The sequence below is a fragment of the Methylobacterium isbiliense genome, from assembly GCF_022179325.1.
Lineage (GTDB): Bacteria > Pseudomonadota > Alphaproteobacteria > Rhizobiales > Beijerinckiaceae > Methylobacterium > Methylobacterium isbiliense.
On record NZ_BPQQ01000037.1, the window covers coordinates 76,697 to 95,681 of the forward strand.

Sequence of the window (18,985 nt, forward strand, 5' to 3'; positions counted from 1 at the left end):
CGAGGTCCCTAGGCCGCGAGCGGCAGCGGGCGCGCCGCATCCGCCGCCAGCAGAGCGGCGAGGTCGGGCAGCGGCGCGCGACGGCCGGTCGCCTGCACCAGCCCGGCCGCGCCCGCGAGCGCGCCGGGCACGAGATCAAGGCCGAGGAAGCGCTCGCGCTCGAAGGGGCCCGGCAGCCACAGGGCGCCGGTCGCCGCGGCGGAGAAGCCGAAGCGGGCGTAGTAGGGCGCGTCGCCCACCAGGATCACGGCGCGGTGGCCGAGATCGGCGGCGCGGGCCAGCGCCTCGCGCATCAGCCGTCCGCCGAGCCCGGCGCCCTGGAGGCCGGGCGCGACCGCGATCGGCCCGAGCATCAGCGCCGGCCGGCCCGGTCCCGCCGAGACGTGCCACAGGCGCACGGTGCCGACGAGGCGCCCGTCCTCGACGGCGGCCAGCGCCAGCCCCTCGGCCGGCAGGCGGCCCTCGCGCAGGCGCTCGCAGGTCTTGGTGAAGCGCGCCTCGCCGAAGCAGGTGTCGAGCAGCCGCTCGCGGGCGGCGCCGTCGGTGGTGCGCTCGTCGCGAATCTGGATCACGGCCGTACCCTCCCGAAGGTCAGGAAAGAACAGCCCTCGCACCCGCCGAGACACGGCGGGCCGTCCGGGACCGATGGATGGGGTTCAGTGCGGGACGCACGCCGCTCCCCGCCCTGGCGGGCCGGCGAGACGGAGCGGGGAGGCGCGGCGCCCTCGATCGGGCGCCGCTGACGCGATCGTCAGATCACGTAGGAGGCGAGGGGCGGGAAGCCGTTGAACGCCACCGCCGCGTAGGTGGTGGTGTAGGCGCCGGCCCCCTCGATCAGCACTTTGTCGCCGATCGAGAGCGACACGGGCAGCGGGTACGGGGTCTTCTCGTAGAGCACGTCCGCCGAGTCGCAGGTCGGGCCGGCAAGCACGCAGGGCACCTTGCGGTCCTCGTCGTGCTCGGTGCGGATGGCGTACCGGATCGACTCGTCCATCGTCTCGGCGAGGCCGCCGAACTTGCCGATGTCGAGGTAGACCCAGCGCACCTCGTCGGCGGCGTCGGACTTCTTCGAGACGAGGATCACCTCGGCCTCGATCATGCCCGCGTTGCCGACCATGCCGCGGCCCGGCTCGATGATGGTCTCCGGCATCCGGTTGCCGAAGTGCTTGGTGAGCGCCCGGAAGATCGCGCTGCCGTAGGATTCAACGCCCGGCACCTCCTTGAGGTACTTGGTCGGGAAGCCGCCGCCGAGGTTGACCATCGCCAGCGCGATTCCGCGCTCCGCGCATTCGCGGAAGATCATGGCGGCGGAGGCGAGCGCCCCGTCCCAGGCTTCGGTGTTGCCCTGCTGCGAGCCGACGTGGAACGACACGCCGTAGGCGTGCAGCCCCTGGCGGTGCGCGTGCTCCAGCACGTCCACCGCCATCTCCGGCACGCAGCCGAACTTGCGCGAGAGCGGCCACTCGGCGCCCGCCCCATCGCAGAGGATGCGGCAGAACACCTGCACCTCGCCGGCCGGCACGTCGGCCGCCTCGGCGGCGCGGACGATCTTCTCCACCTCCGCCCCGCAATCGACCGCGAACAGGCGCACGCCGAGCTGGAGGGCGCGGACGATGCAGCGCTCCTTCTTGATGGTGTTGCCGAAGGAGATGCGGTCGGCGGTGGCGCCGGCGGCGAGAGCCATCTGGATCTCGACCACCGAGGCGGTGTCGAAGCACGAGCCGAGCGAGGCGAGCAGGCTCAGCACCTCCGGCGCCGGGTTCGCCTTGACGGCGTAGAACACCCGGGTGTCGGGGAGCGCGCGCGCGAAGGCTTCGTAGTTGTCGCGCACCACCTCGAGATCGAGGACCATCACCGGGCCTTCGTCACGGCCGAGGTCACGGCGAGCGCGCAGGAAATCGCGGATGCGATCCGTCATGATCATCCCCACCAAAGGTTCGAGGGGGTCCCGCGCAGGAACCCGAAGTCGAAGATCAGACGGCGGTGAAGCCGTCCGGCGTCAGGGGGCGATGCGACGCGGCGCGGGCGGGCTGTGGAGACACGCCGTGCGACGCGGGCGCAGAGCACCCGGAAGCTGCCTTGGATTGGAACGGGATGACCCGAACCGCACATGGGGCAAGGAGAAACAAGCCTCTTCGGTGTCGACCTTTGGAGGGCCGACGAGACCAAAAAAGCCCGTTCGTCGTTGCTTTAAGCTGCGTCCCCCGTGGAGAGCGGGGTTCGCCGGTTTCGCCTCCGGCTGCCGGTTGTTGTCGGGGTCCGGTCTTGCGACCTGGATGCCGGCCGGAGGGATCCACCCCTGTCGACCATCGATCCTTTAAGACCCCTGGCGGCTGTCCGGCCTCTTGTCCGGATGCCCACCAACCGGCACGCGGCCACAGGCACGTGCGAAATTGGGCAAGGCGGTAGATACGGCCGCTTCCCTCGCACCGCAACCCCGCACCGCGCATTTCCCGCAGATTTTTGCCCCGGTGGCGCAGATGTCACGGGGGCGTCGCGACGCCCCCTTCTCAAGCGGCGCCGGAGCGTCCATTCACCCTGCCGGACCGGACGGGAGAGACCTCAGGCATGACGAATCCGACCTCGCGCCGCGCGCTGCTCGCGGGCCTCCTCGCCGGCGCCGCCTTTCCCGCGGGCGCGCAGGTCGGCCCGACCCAGCCGGGGCCGAGCGCCCTGCCGCATGCGCCGCCCGCGGGCCCGAGCCCGTTCCGGTTCGACGACGTTGTCCGGCGTGCCCGCGACCTCGCCCGCGCCCCCTTCGAGCCCGGCACCGCGCCGCTGCCGCCGGCGCTCGCCGCCCTCGACTACGACGCGTGGCGCGACATCCGCTTCCGGCCGGACAAGGCCTTCCTCAGCGACCAGGGCGGACCGTTCCGCCTCCAGCTCTTCCATCTCGGCTTCCTGTTCCGGCGGCCGGTGGTCGTGAACGTGGTGCGCGACGGGGTGCCGACCCCGATCCCCTATCAGACGGCCCTGTTCGATTTCGGCCGCACCAAGCTGGAGGGGCCGCTGCCGGTCAATCTCGGCTTCGCGGGCTTCCGCCTGCACTATCCGCTCAACAAGCCGGGGCTGCTCGACGAGCTGATCGCCTTCCTGGGGGCCAGCTACTTCCGGTTCCTCGGGCGCGACCAGCTCTACGGCCTGTCGGCCCGGGGCTTGGCCGTCAACGTCGAGGGGGCGGGCGGCCCGGAGGAGTTTCCGCAGTTCCGCGAGTTCTGGATCGAGATGCCGCCCAAGAACGCCGACCGGGCGGTCGTGTACGGGCTCCTCGACGGCGCGGCCTGCACCGGCGCGTTCCAGTTCCTGGTCTATCCGGGGGACGAGACCGTGGTGGACCTGCGCGTCTCGCTGCATCCGCGGCGCGAGATCACCGGCATCGGCATCGCGCCGCTGACCTCGATGTTCTTCATCGGCGAGAACGACCGCCACCACTCGGACGATTACCGGCCCGAGCTGCACGATTCGGACGGGCTCCTGATGCAGTCGGGCGGCGGCGAGTGGATCTGGCGGCCGCTGCGCAACCCCAGGGAGCGCTGGATCTCCTCCTTCCAGGACCGCGACCCGAAGGGCTTCGGGCTGATGCAGCGCGACCGCGTGTTCGAGAACTACCAGGACCTCGAAGCCTTCTACCACCGCCGCCCGAGCTACTGGGTCACGCCGCAGGGCGGCTGGGGGGAGGGGGCGGTGCGCCTCGTGGAACTGCCCACCGCCAACGAGACCCACGACAACGTGGTGGCCTACTGGCAGCCGAAGGAGCCCTACGCGGCGGGGCAGGCCGTGGAACTCTCCTACACGGTGCGGGCGATCGGCGAGCGCGAGCTGCTGCACCCAGGCGCGCGGGTGGTGAACACCTATCTCGCCCGGCCCAGCGCCAGCGGCGGGCCCGACGCGCCGCCCGACCCGCTGACCCGGCGCTTCCTGATCGACTTCTCGGGGGGCGACCTCGCCTACTGGCTCGCCGACCCGAAGGCGGTCGAGATCGTGCCCTCGACCACGGAGGGCCGCATCCTCGCGACCTCGCTGGTGCCGAACCTGCACGTGCGGGGCTTCCGCGCCGCGATCGACGTGCGCCTCGACCGGAACGGCCAGTCGACCGATCTGCGGGCCTTCCTGCGGGCCTCCGGGCGCACGCTGTCGGAGACCTGGACCTGCCCGTGGACCGCCGCGTGAGCGCGAGCGTGGACGTCCGGCCGGCGCAGGCCTCCGACCTCGACGCGCTCGTGGCCCTCGAAGAGGCGGCCTTCGCGAGCGACCGGGCGGAGCGGCGGGCGATCCGCCATGCCATCGCCTCGCCGACGATCTCGCTCCTCGTCGCCCTCGACGGCCCGGTGCTGATCGGGGCGGCCACGCTGGAGCGCCGCCGCAACAGCCGCCGCGCGCGCCTCAGCTCCATCGCGGTCGCCCCGAGCCGGGCCGGCACCGGCCTCGGCCGCCTGCTCCTCGACGCCGCCGAGGCGGAGGCCCGCCGGCACGGCTGCGAGACCCTGCGGCTCGAAGTCCGCGAGGACAACGGCGCTGGCATCCGCCTCTACGAGCGCGCGGGCTACGCGCGGTTCGAGACCGTGCCGGACTACTACGAGGACGGCACGACGGCGTGGCGCTACGAGAAGCGGCTCGCGCCGCGGGAGGCCGCCGCCTCCCGCGGCTGACGCCGGAGCCGGGCCGCCCTCAACGCTTGGTGTTGGCGGCCGTCTGGCCGAACATCACCTTCTTGGCCTCCTCCGACATCGTCGGCTGCTGGTTGATCTCCTGGGCGCGGGCATAGGCCGCCTGCGTGGCCGGGCGCTCCGCCACCGCCTGGAACCAGCGCTTCAGGTGCGGGTGCTCGTCGAGGTTCTGGCGCTGGCGCTCGTGCGGGACGATCCAGGGATAGATCGCCATGTCGGCGATGCTGTAGGCCTCGCCCGCCACGAAGGCGCGGTCGGCGAGGCGCCGGTCGAGGACGCCGTAGAGCCGGTTGGTCTCGTTGACGTAGCGGTTGACGGCGTAGGGGATCTGCTCGGGGGCGTACTGGACGAAGTGGTGGTTCTGTCCGGCCATCGGGCCGAGGCCCCCCATCTGCCAGAACAGCCACTGCAGCACCTCGGCCCGGCCGCGCAGGTCGGACGGGATGAAGCGGCCGGTCTTCTCGGCGAGGTAGAGCAGCATCGCGCCCGACTCGAACAGCGAGACCGGCGCGCCGCCGCCCGCCGGCTCGTGATCGACCATCGCGGGGATGCGGTTGTTCGGCGCGATCTTCAGAAAGTCCGGCTGAAACTGCTCGCCCTTGCCGATGTTGATCGGCTTGATCGTGTAGGGAAGGCCGGCTTCCTCAAGAAACATCGTCACCTTGTGACCGTTCGGGGTCGTCCAGTAGTAGAGATCGATCATCCGCCGCTCCGGGGCATTCCGAATGGGGCATTCCCATGCAGGACGCCGCGGAGGTGGTGCGGCGGCGGCCCACGGTCAAGGAAGCGGCCGCCCCGGCGGCCATGCGTCCGGCGACGGGCGGGCCGCGAAAGGGCCGGTTCGCGCTCGCGTGCCGAACCGGCTACAACGTGCGACCCAGCCGACCCTCAAGGACGCCCATGCCGAGCACGCCGCGCGCTGCGATCATCCCGGTCACGCCGTTCCAGCAGAACTGCACCCTGCTGTGGTGCGAGATCACCAAGCGCGCCGCCGTGGTCGATCCCGGCGGCGACCTCGACCGGATCGAGGCGGCGATCGCCAAGGCCGGCATCACGATCGACAAGATCCTGCTCACCCACGGCCATATCGACCATGCGGGCGGGGCGGCGGAGCTGAAGGAGCGGCTGGGCGTCCCCGTCGAGGGGCCGCACCCGGCCGACAAGCCGCTGCTCGACCGCCTGCCCGAGAGCGGGGCGGCCTACGGCATCGAGGGCGCGCGGGCGGTGACGCCCGACCGCTGGCTCCACGAGGGTGACACGGTCACGGTCGGCGAGCTGACCTTCGACGTGCTGCACTGCCCCGGCCATTCGCCCGGCAGCGTGGTGCTGGTGAGCCGCGAGGCGCGGTTCGCGCAGGTGGGCGACGTGCTCTTCCGCGGCTCGGTCGGCCGCACCGACCTGCCGGGCGGCGACCATGCGGCGCTCATCGACTCGATCACCCGCAAGCTGCTTCCGCTCGGCGACGACGTGGCGTTCATCCCCGGCCACGGGCCGACCGGCACGATCGGCCAGGAGCGCCTGACCAACCCCTTCCTGCGGTGAACCCCATGGACCTGCGTCCTCTCGGCCGCTCCGGCCTCTCCGTCCCGCCCTTGTGCTTCGGCGGCAACGTCTTCGGCTGGACCGCGGACGAGACCACCTCGTTCGCGCTGCTCGACCGCCTGCTCGACCAGGGCTTCACCTTCATCGACACCGCGGACGTCTATTCGCGCTGGGCGCCGGGGCACAGCGGGGGCGAGTCGGAGACGATCCTCGGGCGCTGGATGGCCGCCCGCCGCTGCCGCGACCGGATCGTGCTCGCCACCAAGGTCGGCATGGATATGGGTGAGGGCCGCAAGGGCCTGCGCGCCGCCTATATGGAGCGGGCCGCGGAGGATTCGCTGCGCCGCCTCCAGACCGACCGCATCGATCTCTACCAGTCGCACGCGGACGATCCCGACACGCCGATCGAGGAGACGCTGCAGGCCTACGAGCGGCTGATCCGCGCCGGCAAGGTGCGGACGATCGGCGCCTCGAACTTTTCGGCCGCCCGGCTGCGCGAGGCCCTCGCCGTCTCCGCCGGCACCGGATTGCCGCGCTACGAGTGCCTGCAGCCCGAATACAGCCTCGCCGAGCGTGCCGGCTACGAGGCGGAGCTGGAGCCCCTGTGCCGGGCGGAGGGGATCGGCGTCATCTCGTACTTCTCGCTCGCGGCGGGCTTCCTGACGGGGAAGTACCGGGAGGCGGGCGCCGCCGCGGGCCGGGCGCGCGAGGCACGGGTCCAGCCCTACCTCAACCCGAAGGGCTTCGCGCTCCTGCGGGAGCTCGACGCGGTGGCCGCCGCGCACGGCGCCACGCCCGCGCAAGTCGCGCTGGCGTGGCTCGTCGCGCGGCCCGGCCTCACCGCCCCGATCGCCAGCGCCACCACGACGGCGCAGCTCGACGACCTGATCGCCGGGGTGCGCCTGACGCTCGACCCGCAGGCGATCGCGCGCCTCGACCAAGCGAGCCGCGGCGGCGTGCGTGCGTAAGCTTTCCGGAATCTTAAGCGGCGCTGCCGCATGGTGACGACCGGGTGCGCGCGCCGCACCCGAAACCGATGCAATTTCAAGGCGGAATGCTTATCTAGCATCTGCACACGAGAGGCGAGGCGCTCCCTTCGAGTCGCGTATCCGCGCCCGCCCGACAGGAACAGACATGGCCGAACCCGCCCGCGACCTCAACACCGACACCTACGGCGCCGATTCGATCAAGGTCCTCAAGGGCCTGGACGCGGTCCGCAAGCGGCCGGGCATGTATATCGGCGACACCGACGACGGCTCGGGCCTGCACCACATGGTCTACGAGGTGGTGGACAACGCCATCGACGAGGCGCTGGCCGGCCACGCCACCCTCGTCACCGTCACGCTGAACCCGGACGGCTCCTGCACGGTCTCGGACAACGGCCGCGGCATCCCCACCGACATCCATGCGGAGGAGGGGGTCTCGGCCGCCGAGGTCATCATGACCCAGCTCCATGCGGGCGGTAAGTTCGACCAGAACTCCTACAAGGTGTCGGGCGGCCTGCACGGCGTCGGCGTCTCGGTGGTGAACGCGCTCTCGACCTGGCTGCGCCTGCGCATCTGGCGCGGCGGCCAGGAGCACGCGATGGAGTTCCGCCACGGCGACGCCGTGGCGCCGCTCGCGGCGGTGGGTCCGGCCGGCGAGCGGCGCGGCACCGAGGTCACCTTCCTGCCCTCCACCGACACCTTCTCGATGGTGGAGTTCGACTACGCGACGCTGGAGAAGCGCCTGCGCGAACTCGCCTTCCTGAATTCCGGGGTGCGCATCGTCCTGACCGACGCCCGCCACGCCGAGCACAAGCGCGAGGAACTCGTCTACGAGGGCGGCGTCGAGGCCTTCGTGCGCTACCTCGACCGCACCAAGACCCCGCTCGTCTCCAAGCCTGTGGTGGTGCGCGCCGAGCGCGACGGGATCGGTGTCGAAGTCGCCCTGTGGTGGAACGACAGCTACCACGAGACGGTGCTGCCCTTCACCAACAACATCCCGCAGCGCGACGGCGGCACCCACATGGCGGGCTTCCGGGCGGCGCTGACGCGCCAGATCACCGGCTACGCCGAATCCTCCGGCATCGCCAAGAAGGAGAAGGTCACGCTCACCGGCGACGATTGCCGCGAGGGGCTGACCGCGATCATCTCGGTCAAGGTGCCCGACCCCAAGTTCTCCTCGCAGACCAAGGACAAGCTGGTCTCCTCCGAGGTGCGCCCGGTGGTCGAGAACGTGCTCAACGAGGGCCTGTCGACCTGGCTCGAAGAGCACCCGACGGAAGCCAAGACCATCGTCGGCAAGGTGGCGGAAGCGGCGGCCGCCCGCGAGGCCGCCCGCAAGGCCCGTGAACTGACCCGCCGCAAGGGGGCGCTCGACATCGCCTCGCTGCCCGGCAAGCTCGCCGATTGCCAGGAGCGCGATCCCTCGAAATGCGAGATCCTGCTCGTCGAGGGCGATTCCGCCGGCGGCTCGGCCAAGCAGGGCCGCGACCGCACCTTCCAGGCGGTGCTGCCCTTGCGCGGCAAGATCCTCAACGTGGAGCGCGCCCGCTTCGACAAGATGCTGTCGAGCCAGGAGATCGGCACGCTCATCACGGCGCTCGGCACCGGCATCGGCCGCGAGGAGTTCAACCCCGACAAGCTGCGCTATCACCGCATCATCATCATGACGGATGCGGACGTGGACGGCTCGCACATCCGCACGCTGCTGCTCACCTTCTTCTTCCGGCAGATGCCCGAGCTGATCGAGCGCGGGCACCTCTACATCGCGCAGCCGCCGCTCTACAAAGCCGCGAAGGGCCGCTCGGCGATCTACCTCAAGGACGAGCGCGCCCTCGAAGACTACCTGATCGACGGCGGCATCGAGGGGGCGAGCCTGCGGCTGGCGAGCGGCGTCGCGTTCGGCGGGGCGCAGCTGCGCGCCCTCGTGGACGAGGCGCGCGGCGTCCGCCAGATCCTGCACGGGCTCCATACCCGCTACGACCGCAGCGTGGTGGAGCAGGCGGTGATCGCCGGGGCGCTCCGCCCGGCGGTGGCCGAGAACCACGCCCACGCGGAGGTGGTGGCCGACGAGATCGCCAAGCGCCTCAACGCCATCGCCGAGGAGATCGAGCGCGGCTGGGAGGGCGAGGCGTCGGCCGGCGGCTATGTCGTGTCGCGGACGCTGCGCGGCGTGCGGCAGGTGGCGGTGCTCGACGAGGCGCTGATCAACTCGCAGGAGGCCCGCCGCCTCGACGAGCGCGCCGACGCGCTGCGCGAGATCTACGACGCGCCGGCCACTCTCTCCCGCAAGGGGGAGGAGACGGTGCTGCACGGGCCGGTCGCCCTGTTCGAGACCATGATGGCGCTCGGCCGCAAGGGTCTCCAGCTCCAGCGCTACAAGGGGCTCGGCGAGATGACCGCCCAGCAGCTGTGGGAGACCACCCTCGACCGCGACGTGCGCTCGCTGCTGCAGGTCAAGGTCAAGGACACGACCGATGCCGACGATCTGTTCGTGAAGCTGATGGGCGACGTGGTCGAGCCGCGCCGCGAGTTCATCCAGGAGAACGCGCTCAACGTCGCCAATCTCGACGTCTGATCCGCCTGATGTAATCGGAAAATAAAGCGGCCGGATTGCTGGTAGAGCCATGGTTTGAAGGCATGGAAATGCCTGAGGGCCATGAGTTCGATGACCGCAGAAGGTGCAGCCTTAGCTGCACTGGTCGATGAGGATGTGTCCGGCGAAACGCCTGCTGGTCACCCGATCGGAGATCATGCCCGGTGCACTGACTCAGACGGCTGGTGCAGCCTCGCCGTTGAGCATGCGGCTGCGGGCTTGGCCCAGACGAAGGGCCCGGGCCGCTCATTGTCCGCGATGCTGGTGCGGTTGATCGCCGCCTGACGGTCGACGATCCCGGTGAACGGGCCGCGTCGCAGCCGCCGACGGGAGAGCGCCGAGGCGACCCCCTCGACGGCGTTGAGGAAGCGCAGGAACTCCTCGTGGCGGTGAGGCTGCATGCACCGGCCGATCACCGTGCCTTCCAGCACGTTCAGCGCCGCACACAGTGTCGTGGGTGCGGGTAGCCGGTCATCCAGACGCGAGCGGGCGGCCGGGCCGGGTGCGCCCGGGGGCTGCATCTGGCTCTTCTCGTCCATGGACAGCACCACCGCGTGGCGAGACGGGTCCATGGAGAGGCCCACGATGGCTTCCACCTTCTCGGCGAAGGCGAAGTCGGTCGAGCGCTCGGAGCTGCGCACCCGGTTGCGTCTGCCGGCGGTGCGCCTGCCCGCTGTACCGGACCGAGTGCAACTCCGGATGCCGCAACCGGAGGGCTGTCATTCAACTGTCGCCGAACCGGCCAGAACGGCACTTCCAGCCCCTCGCGCCGGAGTGCCGCTTTCATGGACTTCCACCGCCGCTTCACCGTTCTGATGTGCACACCCACCTTCGACCCGGGCGACCTGGAGGGCGCGCGCGTCGATCAGATCGTGGCGGCGGTCGAGGGGCGCGGCTTCGAGGTGGTGCGCGCGAGGCGCGTCGAGGACGCGGCGATCGCCGTGCAGACCGATGCCGCCGTCGGTTGCCTCGTCGTCGACTGGGGCAAGCGCGGGCTCGACGGCAAGGCCGCTGCCCTGATCGACATGATGCGCAAGCGCGGCCTCGAGATGCCCATCGTCATCATGGTCCGGCGCAAGCGGCTCGAAGACATCCCGGTCGAGCTGCTCGACTTCATCGACGGCTACGTCTTCCTCGCCGAGGAGACGCCCGAATTCATCGCCCGCGGCCTGGTCAGCCGGGTCACGCAATACGCCGAGACGCTGAAGACGCCGTTCTTCGGCGCGCTCGTCGACTACGCCGAGGAGGGCAACCAGCTCTGGACCTGCCCGGGCCACAACGGCGGCATCTTCTACAACCGTTCGCCGATCGGCCGCATCTTCGTGGAGCACCTCGGCGAGGCGATCTTCCGCGACGACCTCGACAACTCGGTTCTCGATCTCGGCGACCTCCTGACCCACGAGGGGCCGGCCCTGAAGGCCCAGAAGGAGGCCGCCCGGATCTTCGGGGCGGAGAAGACCTACTTCGTCCTCAACGGCACCTCCGCCTCGAACAAGATCGTGCTCGGCTCGCTGGTGGCCGAGGGCGACCTCGTCCTGTTCGACCGCAACAACCACAAGGCTGCCCATCACGGCGCCCTGATGGTCGCCGGCGGCATCCCGATCTTCCTCGAGACGGACCGCAACGCCTACGGGCTGATCGGCCCGATCTTCCACGAGGCCCTCGACGAGACGCGGATCCGCGAGAAGATCCGCAACAACCCGCACGTGAGCGACCCCGAGGCGTGGCGCCGGGAGCGCCCGTTCCGCGTCGCGGTGATCGAGCAATGCACCTACGACGGCACGATCTACGACGCCCAGGAGATCGTCGAGCGCATCGGCCACCTGTGCGACTACATCCTGTTCGACGAGGCCTGGGCGGGCTTCATGAAGTTCCACCCGCTCTACGCGCGACGCTTCGCCATGGGGCTGACGGGTCTCGACGAGACCTCGCCGGGCATCGTTGCCACCCAGTCGACCCACAAGCAGCTCGCGAGCTTCTCCCAGGCCTCGCAGATCCACACCCGCGACGGCCACATCCGCGGCCAGACCCGGCGGGTCGAGCACCGGCGGTTCAACGAGAGCTTCCTGGTGCACGCCTCGACCTCGCCCTTCTATCCGCTCTTCGCCTCCCTGGACGTCGGCGCGCAGATGATGAAGGGCCGCTCGGGCGTCGTGCTGTGGGACGACACGATCCGGCTCGGGATCGAGTGGCGCAAGAAGGTGCGGGCGATCCGGCGGGAGTTCGAGGAGAAGGAGACCGACCCGAAGCGGCGCTGGTTCTTCGACCCCTTCGTGCCGGACACGGTGACGGGGCCGGACGGCACCGAGATGCTGTGGGAGGCCGTGCCGACCGACGCGCTTGCCGCCGAACCCCGCTACTGGGAGCTGGCACCGGGCGCCGCGTGGCACGGCTTCACCAAGGTGGCGCCGGGCTTCGCGATGACCGACCCGAACAAGCTCACCGTGCTCACGCCCGGCTTCGACCGAACCACGGGCGAGTACGCCGAGCATGGCATCCCGGCACCGATCGTCGCGCAGTACCTGCGCGAGAACCGGATCGTCGCCGAGAAGAACGACCTGAACTCGCTGCTCTTCCTGCTCACCCCGGGGGTCGAGTCCTCGAAGGCCGGCACGCTGATCTCGGGCCTCGTCGCCTTCAAGCGGCTGCACGACGACAATGCGCTCCTGGAGGACGCGATCCCCGAATTCGTCCGGCGGCGCCCCGGCCGCTACCGGGGTCTTCGCCTGCGCGACCTCTGCGCCGACCTGCACGCCTTCCACCGCGAGCACGGCACCTCGGCGTTGCAGCGGCGGCAGTTCATGCCCGAGCACCTGCCCGAGATGGCCCTGCCGCCGAAGCGGGCCGCGCAGCTGCTGACCCGCAACGCGGTCGACTACGTGCCCATCGCCGAGGCCGCGGGGCGGATCGCCACGACCTTGATGCTGGTCTACCCGCCGGGGATCGGCACCGTGCTGCCGGGCGAGCGGCTCGACGAGCGGGCCAAGCCGATGCTCGACTACCTCACGATGTTCGAAGCCTCGGCGAACCTGTTTCCCGGATTTGAGGCGGAGATCCAGGGCGTCTACCGCGAGGTCGGGCCGGACGGGCGCGTCCGCTTCCACACCTACGTCGCGCGCGAGGACGCCTGATGACGGCCGTCCCGCGTCCCGCCCCGTGCCCGGACGTCGTGATCCGGCCCTCGTCCGACGCGGACGTGGCGGCGATGATCGCGATTTACGAGCACCACATCCGCCGCGGCGTGGGCGACACCGGCGACTTCGAGGAGGAGCGCCTGCTGCCCGACGACCTCAAGCGGCGCCGCAAGACCATGCGCCGCAAGCGCCTGCCCCACCTCGTCGCCGAGCGCCACGGTGCCGTCGCGGGCTACGCCTATGCGGTGCCGTTCCGCAAGCGCCCGGCCTACCGCTTCACGCTCAAGCACTCGATCTACGTCCACCCCGAGCACCTGCACGCCGGCATCGGCCGGCGGCTGCTGCCGGCGCTGATCGAGGCCTGCGCGGCGGGCGGCTACCGGCAGATGATCGGCTACATCGATGCCCGCAACGAGGCCTCGCTGCGCCTGCACGAGGCCTGCGGGTTCGTCCGCGTCGGCTACCTGGCGGCGGTCGGGTACAAGTACGGTCGCTGGAGCGACAGCGTCATGGTCCAGTGCAAGCTCGGCACCGGGTCGGACGACCAACCTCCTCCCCGCTGGAGTCCGGCCTCTCCGCGCGACGGCGGCGAGTGGTCAGACCGTTAAGGTGCACACGTCCGCAAGGCGCAGCCGCGCCCGGACCCTGCGGTGAACCCTCGCCGTGGACCGAGCTGCCGATGAAGGCAGGGTGGTTCGCGTTCATCCCCCCGTCGTAGCGATACACTCGATCGGCATCATCAGTGACATACTCTTGTTATTGGTGCATTTTCCCGACAAATTCGCGGGAATGCAAGATGCCGCACCGTCATACAAGTACGTTCCATTGAAGGCTTGAGCATCTTTGCTCATGCCCACTGCATTCTGTGGGCTCTCTATGGCTTTCAGCTGGAATTCAGCGCGTCATGCTGTGGGGGCAAGGCGAGTGGCGCCCGCCCCGGAAGTCGAGACGCCTGAGCAGGTTTGCCGCCAAGGCCCTCACGAGTGCGGGCATCTTCCTCGTCTTGGGTTTGGCGCTGATGGTCGCGGGCGGCTTCAGGTCATCGGTCGTTCGGCCCGCGTGATCGCAACAGGCAGCGCTTGCATCAATGATGGTGCCGGCCACGCCAAACGTGAGCCTGATACCTGCACCGCAGGTCGGGGATCGATGACGAGGGGCCCGTGCCGCTGCGTCGCATGGGGCTTGCCGCGGTTCCGACCCGCGCGCGGGAGGTCCTCTCCCGACCTGATAACCCGGCTCGCACCGGAGATGTCCTAGGGGGTTGTCCGCAGGAACTGGGCGCCGCTCGTCCCGGTTCGACTCGGTGCAGTCCCGGCCGTTGCCTTTGCCGCAGGCCGGTCGCGTCTACGTCGCCTGGCTCATGGGTCCGGAGCGGCTCTAAGGCATCATCGACAGAGGGGATGCCCACAAGAATTACGCATGTTATTGCTTCGAATAATCGAACGAAGATAGATGACATCAGCGATCTGAACTCCTGAAGCGTAATATTTCTGTCATTTCGCGCCCTGTTTAAGCTCGATAAAAAGCACAATCCTGCCTTCTGATGCATCAATCCGCTTCTATTGTAAGCCACCTGCGCTCTCCCACAGTTTCTGAAACCTCTCGACACTTCTGAGGTGTGCCATGGCGGATCAAGACGGTGGGCTCTTCGCACAGAATCGGGGCCATAGCCCGGCTCGTACGCCAGAATCGGACGCCGCGCGGTCCTGGCCGGGTCACCGACAGGGCCGACAGGATGCTCCCAGCGACCATGCAGGCCTTGGCATGGTGGGGCTCGCCCTTGCAGCAGTTGCCGGCGTGGCCGCCATCAGTCTGATCGGCACCCAAATGGGCACGCCTGGAACTCGGACGAGAATGGGTCCGAACCGCCGGTCCGGTGCGGGGCAAGAGCCGGACATCGAACGCTCGATCACGATTGAGGATGTGCCTCAGGACGAGCTTTACCGGCGCTGGCGCGATCCGGATACCTTGCGGCGGATCATGGCGCCCATTGCGGATATTCAATCCAAGGGTGATGGCCAGTCTCGTTGGAGCGCCGGACACAATCTTGGCTCCTGGGACATGCGCTTGGCGGATGATCAGCCCGGCGAATACATCCGCTGGCAGGCACAGGGGGAGGGGGCTCTCATCCGCGAGGCATCCGTGCGCTTCCGCCCCGCTGCGGGCAATCGCGGCACGGTCGTCGTCCTGCGCGCCAGCCTCGATCCACCCGGCGGCATGCTCGGCCGGGTCGCCACCCGGATGCTGAACAACACGGTGCCGGCAGCGCTTGCGAGCAAGTCGCTGCACTACTTCAAGGCCCTCGTGCAGACCGGAGAGATCCCGACGACGGAGCGTCAGCCGGCGGCCCGGCCCGACCCTCGCTGACGAGGAGGATTCTGATGCGTGCCCTCATCTGGAACGGCGTCAACGACCTGCGCGTCGAGACCGTCAAGGATCCCGAGATCGTCAATCCGCGTGATTGCATCCTGCGGGTGACCATGTCGACCACCTGCGGTTCGGACCTGCACTTCATCGATGGCTACATCCCGACCATGAAGGCCGGTGACGTGATCGGTCACGAGTTCATGGGCGTGGTCGAGGACGTCGGGCCTGAGGTGAAGAAGGTCAAGAAGGGGGACCGGGTCGTCGTGCCGTCCTTCATCACCTGCGGCCAGTGCCGGTACTGCAAGAGCAAACTGTATTCGCTGTGCGACAACACGCATCCCAAACCCGAGCTGCAAGAGCCCGTCTTCGGGTATCCGACCGCCGGGATCTACGGATACACCCACGCATTCGGCGGCTATGCCGGGGCACACGCCCAGTATGTGCGCGTGCCGTTTGCCGACAACGACTGCTTCAAGGTGCCGGATGGCCTGCCGGACGAGCAGGTGCTGTTTCTGTCCGATGCCGCCCCGACCGGCTACATGGGGGCGGACTTCTGCAACATCCAGCCCGGCGATGTGGTGGCCGTCTGGGGCTGCGGCGGTGTCGGTCTGATGGCCCAGAAAAGCGCCTTCCTGATGGGGGCCGAACGGGTCATCGGGGTCGACCGCCTGCCCGAGCGGCTGCAGATGGCCCGCGAGCATGTCGGCTCCGAAACCATCAACTACGCGGAGGTCGACAGCGTCCTGGAGGTGCTCAGGGAGATGACGGGCGGCCGGGGCCCCGACGCCTGCATCGACGCCGTCGGCATGGAGGCGCACGGGACCGGTCTGCAATACGCCTACGACCGCGCCAAGCAACTCGCGTTCATGCACACGGATCGCGGCCAAGCACTGCGCGAGGCAATCCTGGCCTGCCGCAAAGGGGGGATACTGTCGATCCTGGGCGTCTACGGCGTGATGGACAAATTTCCCATCGGAGCGATCATGAACAAGGGCCTGACCGTGCGCACGGCCCAGCAGCATGGGCAGGCTTACATGGACCGCCTGCTCGACCATGCCCAGAAGGGGGAACTGAACCCGTCGTTCCTGGCGACGCATCGCTTCCCGCTCGAAGATGCACCGCGTGGCTACGCCATGTTCAAGCACAAGAATGACGGCTGCGTTCGTTCCGTCTTCATTCCCTGAACAGTCGGCCGCCTCTTGAGAAACAATATGGCTCCGATGTCGATTGAGCTGCAGGACGCAGCCTCGAGCGTCTGTGGCACGTCAGGCATGGAAACCTGAAGCGCCCTGACCACAATCGCGGCCCTCGCATGCGCGGGAGCGCGGTTCGACTGGACGATAGACGCTGGTCGTCGAACTCCGCACTCCAGCGGCGGGGGACGTTCTCGGTATCGGCGCCCGCATCATCGAGCGCCCGGCGCTACTTGCTCATCTCGACCGGCTTGAAACCGTTCGCGATCGGACTCGCCACCTTCACGCCGGTGAGGTTGTCGGAAGCCACGGTCGAACCTCGTCGGGCAAGGATCAGGCCCGATCGGGCCAGCCCCATGCTGGAGCCGTCACCGCACGCTGCGGGGAACGGGTACGTGCGTCGTGAGAATCCGTCCGCTCGCGGACAGGGCGACAGGCAGTGGCAAGCGGGGCAACCAACACCTGACCGGGGTCACGCCGCGCTCTTGGACCACGCTCAGGAGCCATAACCCGACGCCGGCCCGCTTCCACCGCATGAGCGGCGTCGATCCTGGGCGTCGTCCTGCCCTTCGGCCGACAGGCCTCGACGAGTGGCTCCAACTCGCCCCGTAGCCCGTCCGACAGCATCGCTCCTCCTCGCTCAAGAGCGGCGAAACGCCCCCCATGTGGTGGCTCAAGCGATCACAGGCCATCGTTCAGCCTCGCCAAAGCGATGTATGCAGCGCAATCATCCGCTCTCGTTGAGCGCAGCCTAGCCATGTGCTCGCTCGGGCACGAAGGCATAGAGCGCGATGTCGAAAGCTAAGGTCAGGTGGCGCTATGCCGAAGCGGCTTCAGGGCAGCGCATGAAAATTGCGTGCAGCAGGTTTGGTCCAAAGAGAATTGCTGACTAGGAATGAAATCCTGGATTTATTCATCAGGAAGTATCATGGCTAATTGATCTTTCTGCACATTGGACACAGCGGCCTGACTGAAGACGGTGGCTGCCGGTTCAAGCCTGGAACCTGGGTCGGCCACGTCGCCACGGGACAGGCAGGAGCCGCCATGGAATCCGGAAATTTCCTCACGGGTGGTGGCCGAATGGCCATCCGCATTCGCGAGCACGACTGGAGCTCCACGTCCCTCGGCCCCGTCGACGCGTGGCCGGATGCGTTGCAGTCCACATTGAGCATCATGCTCAACTCGGCCTTTCCGACCTACCTCGCCTGGGGGCCCGACCTCATCAGCTTCTACAACGACGCGTACCGGCCCATCCTGGGCATTAAGCCCGAGGCGCTCGGGCGCCCGTTCTCCAAGGTCTGGGGCGAGGCATGGGACCAAGTCGGGCCGGTGGCGGAGCGCGCGCTTCGCGGTGAGCCAAGCTATCTGGAGGACTATACCGTTACGGTGGACCGTGACGGATCTCCGGAGGACACCCTCTGGACCTTTGCCTACTCACCGGTCCGGGACGAACGCGGCAGCGTGCAAGGCGTACTCTGTCATGTGTACGAAACCACCACGCGAATCTCCACGGAGAAGCGACTCCGAGCCGCCTTGCGGGAGATCGAGGCGCAGCAAGCGCGCTTCGGCACACTGATCGAGCATCTCCCTTTCGCGGCTGGCCTGTTCGGGGCGGATGGGCGGGCATTGCTCGCCAATCCGCTGTGTCGGCGGTTCCTTCCGCGCGGCAGGGCTCCCACCCTGGATCTGGACATGCAGTCCCAGTGGACCGGCTTCGACACGGATGAGCGGGTTTTGGGTCCGCGCGATTACCCCTTCGCGCGGGCGATGCGGGGCGAGGTCGTGCAGGACATGAGCTTCCTGCACCGCTCCGAGGAGGGACGCGAGTGCTGGATGCGCGTCAGCGCCATCCCGGTGCGGGAACGCAATGGCAGTATTCCGTTGGCCATCATCGTGATGCAGGACATCGATCGGGAGAAGCGGGCCGAGGCGGCCCTGCGCGAGAGCGAGGAGCGCTTCCGGCGCTTCGCCGCACATACGGCCAACGTGCTCTGGCTCGCCGACCTGCAGAGCGGGCAGCTCGACTATCTCAGCCCCGCCTTCGCGCAGGTCTGGGGCATGCCCGCCGGGCACATGCCGGACCTCGCAGGTTGGCTCGCCAGCGTCCACCCGGAGGACCGCGACGCCGCGGCACGAGCGCTGGAGCGGGTGAGGGGTGGCGAGACACTGGTGTTGGAGTACCGCGTCCTGCGCGCCTCGGACGGCGCGGTGCGCCGCATCCGCGACACCTTCTTCCCGATCCCCGGCATCGACGGGCACATCCGCTTCGTGGGCGGGATCGCGCAGGACGTCACGACCGACACGGCCTTGCGCGCCTACGTGGTCGCAGCCGGGGATCAGGCCCGGCACGGCCTCGCGGCCGCCCTGCAGGCCGCCGGGTACGAGGTGCAGGCCTTTGCGAGCGGTCAGGCCCTCCTCACGATCGCCGGCTCGCTGCTGCCGGGCTGCGTCGTGCTCGATCTGGAGGAAGCGAGCGGCTTGGTGACCGCAAGCGCGCTCAAGG

The 18,985-nt window shown here is 68.9% G+C and carries 13 protein-coding genes and 1 pseudogene; 10 read left to right on the top strand and 4 right to left on the bottom strand.

Features of this window, described 5'->3' with window-relative positions:
- Positions 1 to 8 precede the first annotated feature (8 nt).
- Both MFF61_RS16855 and MFF61_RS16860 read right to left on the bottom strand, forming a co-directional pair.
- On the bottom strand, positions 9 to 572 hold the full coding sequence (locus MFF61_RS16855) for a GNAT family N-acetyltransferase (RefSeq protein WP_238236341.1): 564 nt from the start codon (positions 570 to 572) through the stop codon (positions 9 to 11).
- A 179-nt stretch (positions 573 to 751) separates the two neighbouring features.
- Positions 752 to 1,918: a type III PLP-dependent enzyme gene (locus MFF61_RS16860; protein ID WP_283206007.1), complete on the bottom strand. Its 1,167-nt coding sequence runs from the start codon at positions 1,916 to 1,918 to the stop codon at positions 752 to 754.
- Positions 1,919 to 2,568: 650 nt separating this feature from the next.
- Here MFF61_RS16860 and MFF61_RS16865 point away from each other — a divergent pair.
- Both MFF61_RS16865 and MFF61_RS16870 read left to right on the top strand, forming a co-directional pair.
- Entirely contained in the window at positions 2,569 to 4,170 is a 1,602-nt protein-coding gene (locus MFF61_RS16865; protein WP_238236345.1) for an OpgD/OpgG family glucan biosynthesis protein, read from the top strand.
- Positions 4,155 to 4,649 (top strand): GNAT family N-acetyltransferase, encoded by a 495-nt coding sequence (locus MFF61_RS16870; RefSeq protein WP_238236347.1) that lies wholly within the window; start codon positions 4,155 to 4,157, stop codon positions 4,647 to 4,649. Before MFF61_RS16865 ends, MFF61_RS16870 begins: the two co-directional genes overlap by 16 nt.
- Before the next feature lie 19 nt (positions 4,650 to 4,668).
- Here the strand turns inward: MFF61_RS16870 and MFF61_RS16875 are convergent, their stop codons facing one another.
- Complete coding sequence (locus tag MFF61_RS16875) at positions 4,669 to 5,370, bottom strand: glutathione binding-like protein (protein WP_238236348.1); 702 nt, start codon at positions 5,368 to 5,370, stop codon at positions 4,669 to 4,671.
- A gap of 197 nt (positions 5,371 to 5,567) precedes the next feature.
- Between MFF61_RS16875 and MFF61_RS16880 the strand changes: the two genes are divergently transcribed.
- The 3 genes from MFF61_RS16880 (at position 5,568) to gyrB (ending at position 9,770) form a co-directional block, all read left to right on the top strand.
- Positions 5,568 to 6,209, top strand: coding sequence for an MBL fold metallo-hydrolase (locus MFF61_RS16880; protein WP_238236349.1), 642 nt, complete (start codon positions 5,568 to 5,570; stop codon positions 6,207 to 6,209).
- A 5-nt stretch (positions 6,210 to 6,214) separates the two neighbouring features.
- Positions 6,215 to 7,177, top strand: a complete 963-nt coding sequence (locus MFF61_RS16885; protein ID WP_238236350.1) for an aldo/keto reductase — start codon at positions 6,215 to 6,217, stop codon at positions 7,175 to 7,177.
- 166 nt (positions 7,178 to 7,343) lie between these two features.
- Positions 7,344 to 9,770 carry a DNA topoisomerase (ATP-hydrolyzing) subunit B gene (gene gyrB / locus MFF61_RS16890; protein ID WP_238236351.1) on the top strand — a complete coding sequence of 809 codons (2,427 nt, stop codon included), beginning with the start codon at positions 7,344 to 7,346 and terminating at the stop codon, positions 9,768 to 9,770.
- Between the two features lie 173 nt (positions 9,771 to 9,943).
- Here gyrB and MFF61_RS16895 read toward each other — a convergent pair.
- A pseudogene (locus MFF61_RS16895) lies at positions 9,944 to 10,498 on the bottom strand (IS630 family transposase); the annotation flags it as partial.
- A 75-nt stretch (positions 10,499 to 10,573) separates the two neighbouring features.
- Here MFF61_RS16895 and MFF61_RS16900 point away from each other — a divergent pair.
- The 5 genes from MFF61_RS16900 to MFF61_RS16925 form a co-directional block, all read left to right on the top strand.
- On the top strand, positions 10,574 to 12,919 hold the full coding sequence (locus MFF61_RS16900) for an Orn/Lys/Arg family decarboxylase (protein WP_238236354.1): 2,346 nt from the start codon (positions 10,574 to 10,576) through the stop codon (positions 12,917 to 12,919).
- Complete coding sequence (locus MFF61_RS16905; RefSeq protein ID WP_238236357.1) at positions 12,919 to 13,530, top strand: GNAT family N-acetyltransferase; 612 nt, start codon at positions 12,919 to 12,921, stop codon at positions 13,528 to 13,530. Before MFF61_RS16900 ends, MFF61_RS16905 begins: the two co-directional genes overlap by 1 nt.
- A gap of 1,156 nt (positions 13,531 to 14,686) precedes the next feature.
- Positions 14,687 to 15,289 (top strand): SRPBCC family protein, encoded by a 603-nt coding sequence (locus MFF61_RS16910; RefSeq protein WP_238236358.1) that lies wholly within the window; start codon positions 14,687 to 14,689, stop codon positions 15,287 to 15,289.
- Between the two features lie 14 nt (positions 15,290 to 15,303).
- On the top strand, positions 15,304 to 16,473 hold the full coding sequence (locus MFF61_RS16915) for a zinc-dependent alcohol dehydrogenase (RefSeq protein WP_238236359.1): 1,170 nt from the start codon (positions 15,304 to 15,306) through the stop codon (positions 16,471 to 16,473).
- A 1,053-nt stretch (positions 16,474 to 17,526) separates the two neighbouring features.
- Positions 17,527 to 18,985, top strand: a 1,459-nt coding sequence (locus MFF61_RS16925; protein ID WP_238236360.1) for a PAS domain S-box protein, incomplete at its 3' end; no start/stop codon positions are given.